Here is a 14,468-nt window from a genome sequence, read left to right as displayed (position 1 = left end):
GTAACACGACCACGTAAAGACCCATCAGTTGCTGTTTAATACCTAAGATTATTCATACTTTTGCTAAGTCTCTGATTAACTCAGCCCTGCTGGGTCTTTTTGCATGGCTTAGTCTAAACTCCAGTTACAAGCAACTACAACACAGCCTCCGGCAACTTAAATTCTCTTACTCGTTGTAACACCTCATTCAAAGTCAGCGATCACATTCTGGTGCTGCAATTAAGAGTGATCGCTAATCATTCCACTTCACCAGCACCCCATCAACAATCGCAATCCCCCACTGCGGAAACTTCACCAAAAGCTTTTTGATCACTATCTGTAAGGACGGATCATCATGGCAGCATTGTTGGAGGAAGTCAAAACCAGGATTTTCCCCAACCAGAGAAGCCATCTTCAGTTTCTCCATTCGCAATAGTCTAGCTTTGGATCTAATGGCGATGTCTTCAGTGGTAAACAACCCCTCACTAGATTCTTGCACCTGATAATTGACTACAGATATATTCCACTGCTTCTCAAACTTGCTGATTGTTGCCCTCATGCTGGCGTAATACTTGCTGTCTAGCAAATATTGAATTACCCACAATGGAGGGCATTCTCCAACGTTTGCTCTATCCAACCATTCAAATATCTCACTTTGACTTAATGACACGGGCGCGGCCGAACTTGTGCCTTCATGAGAGATTGTAGGCTCAACACCACAATCCTGGTTTTCAGCCAACAAAGAAGCAGAGGGACGACTCGGTTCTATTTTTTGATGTGCGATCGCTGAACCTGAAGAAAATTCATTTTGAGCGACGGGCGCAGCGGAACAAGTACCCTCATGAGGGAATATCGCCTCAACACCATAGTCCTGCTTTTCAGCCAGTAACGGAACAGGTTGACTCGGTGCAGCATCCACAAGCGCCAGCGATGTACAGTCATTCGCCGTAGGCGAGTCTTCAAATTCTGACGCGCTTTCGATACGTTGAGGCGACGCGCCCCTCCAGGGCGCATGAGCCGTTTCCTCAACACGCAGATTTTCAGTTGGCGCGTCAGAACCAACTACCATACCAACAACCTTAGTTGGTTGTTGGTAGGTAGTTAACAGGTTGTTAGAAACGTTGTTAGGTTTTTGAAACCCTTGCAAATCCTCATTTTTTTGACCATTCTTTTGGAATGATTCCAAATCAGCGTGGATTCGTTCCACTTTGGGGTGATTTTCATTCCGTCCGGGCGCATTTGTTTTCTCCTCGGCGTGGACGGCTTTTTCGTCACAAGAATTGTTTTCCCCAGACGTGGACGATTCCCAGTAAAACCGATTGTAATAACCGTGAAGGTTACGGACACGGTAGTTAATCAGTCCTGGTCTGCCGGAAGGCTAGCGACCAAACACTTCCTCAAACTGAAATAATCCTTGGGCCGTCAACGCCGCCCCTGCTTTTTGCAAAGATTTATAGGTGAGGTTAGTATCGAGTTTGTGGGCAGCACCCCCGAATTGTTCAGCCGCCACGCTATCTAACCAAAGCTGCTGCACAGATGGAGGCTGCTGACGAACCCAGTTAATATCCTCAATTGATACTTTGCAGTGTGGTCTAATCGATTTATCTTCTGAAGCAAGTTTCCGCTCGTTTCGCTGTTTACTACCACCGTTGATTGCTTTTAACGCTGTAGTCATAATTCCCCCAAAATTTGCATGACAATATGAGCGGTATGGTTGCAATGCCGCGTTTAAGTTTTTTGGCTATTCTCTTAGCGAGTCTTTATCTACTGGTTCTCGCCCTTCCAGAATCGCAACTCTTCCCTGGAATAGCTTTGAGTCTTTTTCAACTCATTGCGCCAGTGATCCCAGGCAACAACTACTTTGCCCCCTACCTCGTCTACAACTTCCCCCCTCTGTAAATACAGAGTCCGGTACGGGTCAGCATGAGCAACAATAGAACCGATGCCAATTGTCCGAGGTTCAGTGGATGAGTTTTTGAGAGTTCTAATTAACTCTGTTTCCTGGGTAGTAAGTTCTGCCCAATAATCTGATTTAATCACCTCATATTCTTGCGCCACTGCCCAATAGTCCTGCCACGTACACCCAGGTTTTGACAACACCTGCCGAATATCGCTAACCGCTTGGGGTATCATCTGTAATTGTTCGGCTCGATATGCGATCGCAGTTGGTGTCGGTTCACTTCCCAGAATTATGGCCGCAGCCTCCAATGCTTGGGTATTGTTCATAGCACTGGCAAGGTTTTTCAACGCCATACCCATCAGCCGCAGACATTCCTGAGCATTTTCTTTTGGCGGTTCCTGGGCCAGCGATCGCAAATCAATAGTTTTCTCCAAGGCTTGCTGAACCTTCTTGTTTAACGCTTTAGTCGCCTGTTGCGTCATGGTATTTCCCCACTGTTGAGGAGGGCGTTGTTCAACCGCGTTTTCCAAATCCTGAATGCGCTGCCTAAGCTGTTGGTTCTCAGTCTCCAACTGCCGTAGCGATTCCATTTCGTCTAGGCGTTGCTGTAACTGAATATTTTGCTCTTTCTGTTGCTTGTATAGTTGTTGCAGAGATTGGATTTGCTCTTGTATTTGGGCTTCAGCTTTAGCCCCTGCTTCTGCTTGTAAACCAATCCTCAGTTCTTGCTCCAGTCGCTCTAGTTCCTGTTTATGGCGTTCTTCAATAGCAGCGATCGCTTCCGTGTATTCTGGTGAATAATTTCGCTGTCTGGGGAGTGGGACACTGGGGGCATCTAAATCAGCATTGTTGATCAACAACCTCTCGCCATCAGCAAAGGTGACAATCTGTTGCCAGCGATTCGGTGCGTCTGCCTCAATCACTCCCGAATCTCCATACCTTGGGTGTGACTGTTGTGAAACTGTGACAATGGCTTTTTGAGGAACCACTGGTTCTTCAATTTTGGGAACCATTGCTTCCTGAATAGATTGCTTTTTGCGTGGAAGTTGAGGAACCACAATATTTGCAGCAGCAGCAAAGTCTGAAACACTTGGGTCAGGGTTATCTTTCAGAGCGATCGCTACAGCTTGTTTTAGTTTCTCTGGTTCTTTGACTAAACGAAGTAACGGACGAGCCTGACGTTCATTTTTGATGTGTCCGCCCAACTCGCCAACTGCGTCTATGACCTTTTTAGCTCCTAGCAGTTGGTTGATTCGTCGGTATCCACCCCAGACGCATAACTCACGCTGGCAGTATTCTTCAAAGTTTTTATATCCAGCTTGCAGGTAAAGCTGCTGTTCCCTCATCTGGAGGATTTCATCTACCGCCTGCCACTCGAACCTATCGATGGCGGTGAAGGTTTCTTGGATGCTATTAAACTAAGCAGCAATTCTCATTTTGAAAAAAATCAGAGAAAATTCTGTTATTTAAATAGAGAACTTGTGTCGAAGCATCATTTTTTGACAAATAATTATCATCCAAAGTTGGAGATAGACAAGTTTTAAGAAGTTTGTCCATGAAAAATCGATTTCAACTGATAAATTCAGATGAAATTCTCAACAACTTTTTAGTTTTTTTAATAAATAGGGTTATTCTCCTCTTTTAATCTGTTGACATTTATCAACTAGAATTTATTCTTTTTAATGGATCATGTTCTGTGATGATCAATGAAAATAAATGCGACCAATCTGGAAACCATAAATATTTTAATAAAGTCCGAATATCTTTAAAGAAAGTAGTTCGAGTTACCAATATTTTGCGAACTTTTTGATAAGTATAATTAACTAAATCTAAAACAGTATGAAATAAAAAAGCTAGCAAATTCAAAGATAATAATAACTCGCATAAATGATTTTCACCATGACCAAAGTTATGCTCTAAATTATAACCGTGATTTTTAAGGACGTTATTCCCCTCATTCTCAACTTTCCATCTGCTGCGCCCAGCTTTGACAATTTCTTCAACATTATTTTCACTGATTTTATGATTAGTTATCCAATTATTTCTGTAGATAATTTTCTGTGTTTTCTCATTAATAACAGTTACTTCACACCAATTAACTTCGAGACTTGAGTCATCATCTCGCAAGGGAAGTCTAGAGGTATAACGATAACGATAAATTAGATTTTTTCGCCCATCCCATTCTTTCTTTTCAACGGTTGTAACGTCTCCATTTCTTTCTAAAAATTCTAGCCATTCATATAAAGTTTTATGTGACGTTTCGAGACAAACAAAAATAAAATTATAACCTTGTTTTAGTGCCAATTCGCAAACAGGTTGGCGAGAATACAAGTCATCCCCTAAAAGGGTTACAGGATAACCATACTTATTTTGATGATTATTATTCAACCATCTTTTTACAGCAGCATTTTCACAATCTTGTTTTTGATGTCCATCTTGCTTTTTAATAAATTCTGGCTCTAAATTAATCACTTGTTTTTGATTAGGAGAAACTACAATAGGTGTAACACAGCCATGAAAATAAGTTGTAGCTCCATTTCGATGATTACGACAATTACAATGAGGGCAATTAATTTTTTTTGATGAAAAATATTCTGTGCCATCTAAAGCGATTAAAATTTCTTCATTTAAGTAGAGAAACTTTTTCAAAACTCCATTTTTATTTAACCATTCATAGACTTCTTTAAAAGCTATAAAGATAGTCGCAGTCGGCACCGGATCTAACAAATTTATTATTTGATTATCACAGGGGATTTTCTCAATTGAAAATAAACTTTCTGCGTTATCTTTTCCCTTATTATTTTTCATTAATCGTTGATGGTCTAAAAAAGACTCTGACTGAGTAAAAAATATAGAAAATGCTGCCATCACTGCGTCTTCCACCTGATATTTCGTATTATTTCCAGGTTTCCTTTCATCAGGTAAGTCATTTAATGATGACCGTAAAAATTGTATTAATTCAGGAATTTCTATGGTTGCCGCTTTTTGAGCCATCTTGGAATAATTTGACGCGAGAAGTGGATTTTTAACTCACCAATTTTACCTGAGATGACAACAGTTATAAATTTTTATTTTACTTGAGTTCTCTTTTCTCAAAACAGAACTTTTTTCCTGGATTTCCCCTTTTCGTTGTTAGCCAATTCCCGCCAATGAACTGAGTATTTATACTTAATCAATCGTTCAAATTGTTTTTTTAGCGATCGCTTCCCTCGCCACAAGCATCGCCTCTCCCGGAAAACTAGTTATTTTGTACTATATTTTGAATTTCAAAATGGGGGTTAATACTCTATATATTTCAAAATGAGAATTGCTGGTTATCGCTAGTCAGAAAACAGAACAAGGCCTTATGGTTTATGAACCGAATGGTCAAGCCATATCCTTTGAAAATATGCTTGAACGTGGATGGACTTTAGATTATTTACAACTTCAGAATCAGCGATGACTAGGAAAACGTTGTGTAAACTACACACAACGTCAAATACTTGCCTGATAAACGTTGTGGACGTTGTGGTGTATATAACCATTGGTTGTCAAAATTTGGGGATTAAGGATTTGACAACAAATGGATCACAAATCTTACCTACCAGTGAAGGTCAAGTTCGACCAATGACGAAACTAGAACCTCAAGAGCAATGGCAGGTGTGGCAAGCGGCAGTGCAACAAGCTGATGGCAAAGTGCCAACTGGCCGTGTTGTCAAAGATGTGATTGAGCGAATTCTAGAGCGTACTAAAGCCCCTAATCCTTACCACCTTGGCGAAGTTTGTCAAATCCTTGCAAAAGACAATCCCGAACTCAGGGGTAAAGGAGGCTGCTGGTGCATCGTTAGCCATGTCGGTGAGTTCAGTTGCACAGTCACAATGTGGGATGGAGAGTACACCGTCAGAATCGACCACCTGAAGCCACTGAACTACCTGGAATCGGAATGTCAGCAGATGCAGGTAATTTGCGATCGCATCAGTAGGTTACAGGACAGTGGCAAGCTAGAAGCTTCAGCAGAGGCAGTTTTAAAGTGTTTAGGAGAGTTGAAGCGCCCATATTTGACCCAGTTTGAAGAAGAGCTTTTGAGTTTTATTGAACAGAAATGCCAAGTTGAGGATTAGTAGAGACGAGCTTTCCTGTTCAAAATACTGCTTCTTCCAAGACATGGGATACCCAAAACAGATACATCAAACAAACCTGGCGCTGTATAAGTGAGTGCTGGCTTCTATTCGTTACCTTATATCTACTGTTTCTCCAATATCTACTTTTGGAGGATAGTATGCGAATTGGAAGGTATTACCACTTTCCATTACTCTTCTGAATTCTTCGTAGAAAGGATAATTCCCATCAACACCACTTAAATTTACCCAAGCACGAGAGCGAGTTAATGCAACGAACAGTTGGTTTCTCAGTTTAATATCACTTTCATCACTAGCAATATTGTCTAAACCAACTCTGATGTGGCATCACTAAGAGTTTGACTAAGCTAACATAGTAAAAATGCTTTCCATCTTTTCTCAGTGAAAATGTCCAGTCAAGATTACGGTTGGAAACGCTTCTGGTGTAGTCGCTCAGGTAGTATTAATCTGGCTTGTGGTGGCTATCTGTGCGACCCAGAAGTAGAGGGGGGACACACCTATAATCCAGACCTTGTAACTTTTAAGACTATATCCGACTTACCATGTTTAGCACTCTTGGGTGAACCAGGAATTGGCAAAAGCCATACTATAGAGGCAGAGCAAAATGAAATTATTAGCGAAATTCAAAAACAAGGTGGTCAGGTACTTTCGTTAGATATCCGTTCTTATGGAAGTGAAGACAGACTGGTTCGCAGATTATTCGACAGCCCAGAATTTACTAAATGGTTAAAAGGCACTTACCAGTTACATATTTTTTTAGATAGTCTTGATGAATGCTTACTACGAATAGATACATTAGCAACGCTCCTAGTTGACGAGTTCAAACTTTATCAGAATCATATCCAGCGTTTACATCTTCGTATTGCCTGCCGAACGGCTGTTTGGCAACCAGTCCTAGAGGAAGGACTGAAGCAAATTTGGGGTAAAGAGAGTGTAGGAATTTATGAACTAGTTCCACTTCGGCGTGTAGATGTGAGTAAAGCCGCAAAGATTGAAGGCATTGATAATCCTGAAGCATTTATAGAAGAAATTAACAGGAAAAATGTTGTACCTTTGGCTATTAAACCAATTACATTAGAATTTCTGATTAAAACTTATCGTAGCTACGATGGTAAATTTCCTCCTAATCAAAGGTTGCATGAACTTTATCTTGAAGGATGTCTCTGGCTTTGTGAAGAACGGAATCAGAGCCGAATTTCATCGAAATTAAAAGGTAATCTTAAGCGGCAACAACGTTTGATGGTTGCGGCTAGGATTGCAGTGGTCATGATTGAATGGCAAGAAATCTATTATCTGGACTGGTATTCAGAGCGATGTTCCAGATGATGACGATTACGTGCTTATTGAGAAGATATGCCAAGGAATCGAAAGCGTTGACGGTAGAGAGTTTGAAATTAATGAAGAAGCTGTTGAAGAAGTTTTAGATACTGGTTTATTCTCATCTCGTGGTGAATTAAGTCGTATGGGATGGGCACACCAAACCTATGCGGAGTTTCTGGCTGCATGGTATCTAACACAACATCAAATAGAACCATCTCAAATACTAAAACTTATAGTTCATCCTGATGATTCTGACAGCAAGATTATTCCCCAGCTTCATGAAACTACTGCTTGGCTAGCTGGTATGCTTCCTGAAGTTTTTAGGGAAGTAATGAAAACAGATCCTGATGTACTACTTCAAAGCGATGTTGCCACTGTCAGCGATGCTGATAAAGCATCTCTGGTTGAATCTCTTCTAAGATTACACAATGAGGAAAAATTAAGGCACCAATATCATACTTGGCTATACCAAAATCTAAATCACCCTAAACTACTCGATCAGCTTCAACCTTATATTTGTGATTCAGCAAAGAGTATAAATGCAAAAAACATAGCTATTGATATTGCAGAAGCCTGTAATGTAAAAGCCGTACAAGAATATCTTGCCGATATTGCTCTTGATCCTCAGCAACATTCTTCGGTTCGGATCAATGCAGCAGTGGCTATATGCAATCTTGCTGATGAGAAAACTAAAGCAAGATTAAAACCTTTAGCGGTTGCTAAAATCCAAAATGATATAGAAGAACAGCTAAAAGGTTGTGGACTACGAGCAGTTTGGCCAAGCAATATAACAGCAGAAGAGGTTTTTAACGTAATAAGACAGCCAGCATCCAAATCCAGTGGTGGGAGATATCAGGACTTTATAGCAAAAGAGCTTGGAAAACATCTTAAAATATCTGATTTACCAGTAGCTCTAAGATGGCTAGAAAAACAGGTTAAGAGGCGCGATTTACATTATCCTTTTGGACAATTGTCAGATGCAATCATGTTGAAAGCCTGGGATAACCTGAATGAACCAGAAGTAATGCAGGCATTTGCTAAAGTTGCTTTTTTGCGGCTTAAAAACCGTGATGTAATTGTATATGATGATTCATATAAAACAATATCCTTTAGCCAGGTTTTAAAGGATGATGTTCACAAACGCCATCAACTTATAGAGTCAATTATCTCTAGCATTCCAGAATCAGACAAAGAGCCTCTCTGGTTAGTTAGCCATAGAACAGGAATCGTTTTTAAGCAAGATTTTATATGGTTAATTGAATGTCTCCAAAAAACAGAAACTGAACAGCATCGAAGAATTTGGGCAAAATTGATCCGGTGGAATTTTGAACAACATCAAAGAATTTGGGCAAAGTTGATCCGGTTTAATTTTAGACTGACTCAATTGGAATTTGAGAATCTAGATGCTGTGCTTACAGTAAGCCAGACCAACTTAACACTAAGAAAAGAGTTTGAATCTGTGATCGAAGCAATTGAGTTAGGCTCACTAAGAGCGCAGCAGGAACAAGCAAGATATCTAGAACAACAAGAAGGGCTAGATGAAGGCGAGCAGCAACCTCTTTTAAAACCTTCGCCAAGGGAGCGAGTACTTGAGACTTTGAGTAAAATTGAGCCTGATCAGTCTAATCTTTGGTGTTCTTTATGCTTTGAATTAACTCTTGAAATTGATAGTACTCATTATGGTGATCCATTTGGATCTAGTTTGACAAATCTTCCTGGTTGGATTGAGGCAGAAGATTCAACCAAAGAAAAAATTCTTAATGCTGCAAGGCTGTATCTGAGTGATGGTGATCCAGAAAATCAAGCTTGGCTGGGTACAAATAACTTTCGCTACTCTGCATTATTAGGCTATCAAGCATTAAGTCTGTTGTTACAAAAAGCACCAAGTTTTATTTTCACTCTATCAGCCGAAGAATGGCAAAAGTGGACAGCAATAATTCTTGCGTATCCCAACTGGGGAAGAACTGAAGACCAAGGACATCGACAAATACTGATTAAGAAAGCTTATGAAAATGCTTTTAGTGAATTTATGAAAATCTTAATCATATTAATTGAAAAACAGAATCGAGAACGTGGTTATGTTGAAATTAACCACTTAATAAAAAAATGCTGGGATGAAAAGTTAAGCAAGGCAATATTCGATAAAGCTCAAGATGAAGAATTAACTGATAAAAGTCTAGGTAATTTACTTGAGAATTTACTGAAATATGGATTTATTGAAGCTAAAGTATTTGCAGAATCTCTAATTACTTCACCTCTTCCGAGCAGTAGCGAGGAAAGAGCAAAAGCAGTGGCAGCAGGTTGTGCGCTTATGCTCTATGCAGAAGATGCAGGCTGGTCAGTTGTTTGGCCTGCTATTCAGCAAGATACCGAATTTGGTCGAGAAGTTATTGAAAAGATAACATCCTCAGTTGAATATAGTGGGAGCATAGAACAGCGTGTACCTGAACAATACATAGCAGATTTATATATCTTTCTTACCAAGCAATATCCTGATTCAGATGGCAACAAACAAAACATTTCTGAAGATGAAAAACTTACAGGTATATCAGCATACGTCGAAAGCGTACAAGAACACAATATCAAAACTTGGAAAGACTATATTCCACAGCGTCTACAAGAACGTGGTACTCCTCAAGGCTGTGAAGCACTTCGTAAAATTATCTGTGAGCTTCCAGAGATAAAAGATAAATTGCAATGGAGATTGCTAGAGGCTGAAGCTTTAACTCGTCGCCAGACTTGGCAACCACTTCAACCAGAATAAATTTTACAAATTATCAATAATAACGCATCAAAAACTATGAAAACAATTCTTATTTTATCCTCTAGTCCAATTGATGGAGCCAGATTAAGGCTTGAGAAAGAGGTACGCGAAATTGATGAAGGGTTACGCCGCTCTCACAAGCGTGACCAATTCAAATTAGAACAAAAATGGGCAGTTCGTCCTGATGATTTACGCCGCGCTCTATTAGATTTTAACCCCCAGATTGTTCATTTTTGTGGACATGGTTCGGGAAAAAATGGATTAATTCTTGAAGATGAAACTGGGCAAGCGCAACCTGTCCCAACAGAGGCTTTAGCAAACTTGTTCAAACGATTTGCTAAACGAGGGCTTGAGTGTGTTGTTCTTAATGCTTGTTATTCAGAAATTCAAGCTGATGCGATTGCTGAACATATTAATTATGTAGTTGGCATGAATGATGAAATTGGTGATGATGCGGCCATTAAGTTTGCAGTAGGTTTTTATGATGAACTAGGGGCGGGTTGGCAGTATGAAGATGCTTATAACGGTGGCTGTGATGCGATCGCTCTGCAAGGAATTCCCGAAGAATCGACTCCTGTTTTAAAAAAAAAGACCAATTAACGACGGCTGACTTAGTTGATAGATTAGTTCAGCAGGTGCGATCGCTCATTCATGACGATATTCAACGCTTACACAGTACTATGTCGCTTTGGAGAGTAGACCATTGGGTTTCTTTGGGCGATCTGTTTGTTGATGTAAATATCTTGGAGCAGATTAGCAGTAGCCGTATAGCGGAACTGGAGGATTTATGGCAAGATTTTACTGACGGCAATTCCGACTACCGCAGTTTGGATCGGATGGGTTTGGCTAAAAAACAGCAGCGTGTATCGGGTTTGGCTGTACTGGAGCGCAATACTAACCTGATGGTGGTGGGAAAACCTGGTTCAGGGAAAACAACATATTTGCAAAGAATTGTAACTGATTGCAATGAGAGAAAAATACAAACACAGCGAATCCCCGTATTGATTAAGTTGCGGGAATTTTTAGAAGATGGAACCGAGTATGCTTACAACTTAAAGCAGTTTTTGGAACAGCTTTGGCGGTTGAGTAATGCAGATATCGAATTAGTATTAAACCAGGGACGAGCTTTAGTTTTGCTGGATGGTTTGGATGAGGTTGCGGGGGAAGTAGGAAAACAGATTGCCAAGGAAATCAAGCGTTTTACCCGTGCTTATCCACAAGTGCAAGTGGTGGTGACTTGTCGAACGCAGAGCCAGGAGTCACGATTTGAGCGGTTTGATTATGTGGAAATCGCGGATTTTAATGAGGAACAAGTGAGAGCATTTGCAGGCCATTGGTTTAGGACAGTTTGTGCAGATGTAGGAGAAACGCAGGCACAGGAATTTTTAGAACACTTGTTTCGAGAGGAAAACAAGCCGATTCGGGAACTAGCGATTACGCCGATTTTGCTGAGTTTGGCTTGTGCGGTGTTCCAGCAAACGGGGAAGTTTTACTCGAAGCGTTCTAAGTTATATCAAAAAGGGCTGGAGTTATTGTTGAAGGAGTGGGACGAAGAGCGAGGAATTGAGCGGAATGAAATTTATCGGGGTTGGTCAGTTGAGCAAAAGTTGAAGTTATTGAGCTATGTTGCAGTGAAAAAATTTGAGCAACAGCAGTATGTTTTGTTTGAACAAAACGAGTTGGAGGGTTATATCGGGGAGTTTTTCAGAAATGAGCAGCAGGATAGTCGAGGGGTTTTGCCAGTGATCGAATCTCTGCATGGGTTGTTGATTGAGAGGGTGCAAAAAGTTTGGTCTTTTTCTCACCTTACTTTTCAGGAGTATTTTGTAGCTAATGGGTTTTGCGAACAAGCTAATTGGAAAGTACTAGCCAAGCATATTTCTGAAGCACGATATCGAGAAGTATTTTTGACTGCTACTGAGCTATCTTCTAGTAGTGGACAACTACTAAAAATTCTAAAAAATGAAATTGATTGCATATTAGGTGGAGATAACGAACTTCAGAATTTTCTTGCTCGTGTTTATGCAAAATCCCAGTCTATTAATATTACCGATCATCCAGAAAAAATTAGAGCTTTCTATTTTTCAATAAATCGTAATGATATTCTTGACTTACAATCGACTTCAAATTTTTCCTCAACATCAATCCTTGATTCTTATATTAATTCCGTAATTAATCCTGAATATGCTCCTGATTGTGTCCTTGACTATGAACTTGCTTTATTGCTATACAACGCCTATTGTATAGCTGCTGATCCACCTATGATAGATGCTTCTAGCTATTCCCATATTAATCAACAGTTTCTTCAAGGATATGAAAAGCTAACCACATCACAAATTAAAGCTGAATTTAGATTAAAACTTGAAAATATAAAAAACGTACTACCTAGCTTTTCATGGGAAGACTGGGAGAGTTATAAAAACTGGGGGTTAACAGAAGGTCGAATCTGGGCTAATAAGCTTAGAAGATTAATAGTGACATATCGAAATATTAGACATAGCCTAGATTATCTTAAAAATGAACAATGGGAATTACTAAAACAATACTACGATGCCAATAAATTATTAGTAGATTGCCTAAATAATGCTTGTACAGTGAGTAACAGAGTTCGACAAGAAATAAAAGATACTTTATTTTTACCCTTAGCTGAGATTGAGAAATATAATACCAAACACTTATAAGGTGATAAAATAGGCTAGGATACTTACATGATAAGCTTCATAGCTCTCTCACCTTACTGGTAATACTTACGCTTATTAAGGCTTAGTGGCAATCACTTAGCAACTAACTCGTAGGAACTCTCCTTAAAATTGACCCAATTATAGCTACATCACCCACTAACGATACACCACAAGAAAAACTTGCTCAAGAGGATATCTCTGTTCAGTAAGATCCAGTGACAGCAACAATCACCGTTGCTGCTGTCGAAGTTCCAGAGTTGACCGAGGAAGAACAGCGCGATAAGCCTGACGGCATGGCTACGCTTACCGCCTGCACTTAGAGCGCCGTGTGGAACGGGCGTTTTTTGAGGCGGGGAAAGCGCTGACAGAATTGAGGGACAGACGGCTTTATCGCTCCACGCATAAAACATTTGAAGATTATTGCCGCGATCGCTTTGCTCATAGTCGCCAACAGTCAAATTACTTGATTGCAGCAGCTGGTGTTTACGAAAATTTGACAACCAAGGGATCACAAATTCTGCCCACGAGTGAGCGCCAAGTGCGATCGATGACAAAGCTTGAACCCCAGGAACAGCAAGAAGTGTGGCTAAGAGCAGTTGAACTTGCTGGCGGGAAAGTGCCTACAGGTAGAATCGTCAAAGATGTGGTGCAGCGCATAATTGAGCGTACCCAAGTACCCAATACCTACCAAATCGGCGAAGTGTGCCAAATCATAGTCAAGGATAATCCCGAACTCAGGGGTAAAGGTGGGTGCTGGGCGATTATCAGCGCAGTAAATGAGTTCAGTTGCACCGTGGAAATCTGGAATGGCGAATATACGATTGGGTTACAGCACCTCAAATCTTACAATTATCTACCTGCCGAATGTGAGCAGGTTCGGGAGATTAGCGATCGCATCAATCGGGTGTATTCGAGTGGACTGGAGGAGTCGGTGCAGAAGTTTTTGGAGTCATTGGGGAAGCTGAATCGGGCTTATTTGACGGATTTGGAAGCGAAAGTTCTGAGTTTGTTGGAACTAGAAATAGGAGTTTGATCAGTATATGGTTGCTACAAACTAAATACAGACATTAAGAGGGCTATTGCACCAGTACATACACTGACTACTGCTCTCAACATTTTTTGGACACAACCGCGTAGTTGTTCTGTTTACTCAGTAATTTTACTGCATTAATATTCTATTTCCAAAAAACTAAAAGAATAATCTCGTAATTATACGATGTTATTCTCTGAAAAAGCTTGTAATTTTAAAAGAGATATACAAGTAAATTTCAGAGAAATGAACGATATTCAATGGCAACCACTAGATTTAGAAAATATTCCCACCGTCTCTGGAATGTATGCTTTTAAGCATAAAGAACACTGGCTTTATATAGGTAGTGCTGATAATTTATCAGTAAGACTTGGTAATCATAATTTACCATTTCAAATTGCTCGTGAACATTTTCCTGGAGCTACTTTTCTTTGCTATCTTGAGGATTCATCACAGAAGTTGAAACATAAATTACATAAACAACTGAGTCCTGAATGGAACGGAGGTACATCTTTTGAGCCTGTTCAATGGGCAGAAATGTACGCTACTATAGCGGTATGCATTTGAATGAGATACGAACTTGTGTACTATAGGTTTGATTTACTGAATTTAAGAGTTACTTGGAAGACTTGATACTGGTTCTACGTATTCAGTGATGCAATAGCAACAATGAGT

Annotated in this window: 11 protein-coding genes; 7 read left to right on the top strand and 4 right to left on the bottom strand. The window is 40.1% G+C overall.

Annotated elements, in window-relative coordinates:
* Positions 1-232: 232 nt before the first annotated feature.
* From CDG79_RS34625 to CDG79_RS34615, 4 genes are all read right to left on the bottom strand, one after another.
* Positions 233-1,336 (bottom strand): hypothetical protein, encoded by a 1,104-nt coding sequence (locus CDG79_RS34625; protein ID WP_442946268.1) that lies wholly within the window; start codon positions 1,334-1,336, stop codon positions 233-235.
* A gap of 21 nt (positions 1,337-1,357) precedes the next feature.
* Positions 1,358-1,654, bottom strand: a complete 297-nt coding sequence (locus tag CDG79_RS44380; protein ID WP_223278517.1) for a hypothetical protein — start codon at positions 1,652-1,654, stop codon at positions 1,358-1,360.
* Between the two features lie 89 nt (positions 1,655-1,743).
* Positions 1,744-3,288, bottom strand: a complete 1,545-nt coding sequence (locus CDG79_RS34620; RefSeq protein ID WP_094346152.1) for a hypothetical protein — start codon at positions 3,286-3,288, stop codon at positions 1,744-1,746.
* A 250-nt stretch (positions 3,289-3,538) separates the two neighbouring features.
* Positions 3,539-4,873 (bottom strand): ISNCY family transposase, encoded by a 1,335-nt coding sequence (locus CDG79_RS34615; RefSeq protein ID WP_094346151.1) that lies wholly within the window; start codon positions 4,871-4,873, stop codon positions 3,539-3,541.
* A gap of 558 nt (positions 4,874-5,431) precedes the next feature.
* On the opposite strand from CDG79_RS34615, the gene CDG79_RS34610 reads away from it, so the two are divergent.
* From CDG79_RS34610 to CDG79_RS34580, 7 genes are all read left to right on the top strand, one after another.
* Positions 5,432-5,980: a hypothetical protein gene (locus CDG79_RS34610; protein WP_189525232.1), complete on the top strand. Its 549-nt coding sequence runs from the start codon at positions 5,432-5,434 to the stop codon at positions 5,978-5,980.
* Between the two features lie 405 nt (positions 5,981-6,385).
* Positions 6,386-7,324, top strand: a complete 939-nt coding sequence (locus CDG79_RS34605) for an NACHT domain-containing protein (protein WP_094346149.1) — start codon at positions 6,386-6,388, stop codon at positions 7,322-7,324.
* Positions 7,269-10,082, top strand: a complete 2,814-nt coding sequence (locus CDG79_RS34600; RefSeq protein ID WP_094346148.1) for a hypothetical protein — start codon at positions 7,269-7,271, stop codon at positions 10,080-10,082. Before CDG79_RS34605 ends, CDG79_RS34600 begins: the two co-directional genes overlap by 56 nt.
* Before the next feature lie 36 nt (positions 10,083-10,118).
* On the top strand, positions 10,119-10,682 hold the full coding sequence (locus CDG79_RS34595; protein WP_223278515.1) for a CHAT domain-containing protein: 564 nt from the start codon (positions 10,119-10,121) through the stop codon (positions 10,680-10,682).
* Positions 10,683-10,717: 35 nt separating this feature from the next.
* A complete protein-coding gene (locus CDG79_RS34590) occupies positions 10,718-12,763 on the top strand; it encodes an NACHT domain-containing protein (RefSeq protein WP_143855663.1) in 2,046 nt (681 codons plus the stop codon).
* Between the two features lie 328 nt (positions 12,764-13,091).
* Positions 13,092-13,796, top strand: a complete 705-nt coding sequence (locus CDG79_RS34585; RefSeq protein WP_223278514.1) for a hypothetical protein — start codon at positions 13,092-13,094, stop codon at positions 13,794-13,796.
* 183 nt (positions 13,797-13,979) lie between these two features.
* Positions 13,980-14,360: a GIY-YIG nuclease family protein gene (locus CDG79_RS34580; RefSeq protein WP_094346146.1), complete on the top strand. Its 381-nt coding sequence runs from the start codon at positions 13,980-13,982 to the stop codon at positions 14,358-14,360.
* Positions 14,361-14,468 lie beyond the last annotated feature (108 nt).

The sequence above is a fragment of the Nostoc sp. 'Peltigera membranacea cyanobiont' 232 genome, from assembly GCF_002245985.1.
In the GTDB taxonomy this organism is placed as follows: Bacteria; Cyanobacteriota; Cyanobacteriia; order Cyanobacteriales; family Nostocaceae; genus Nostoc.
Note: the sequence above shows the minus strand (reverse complement) of the source record. Positions and strands in the feature narration are given on the sequence as shown.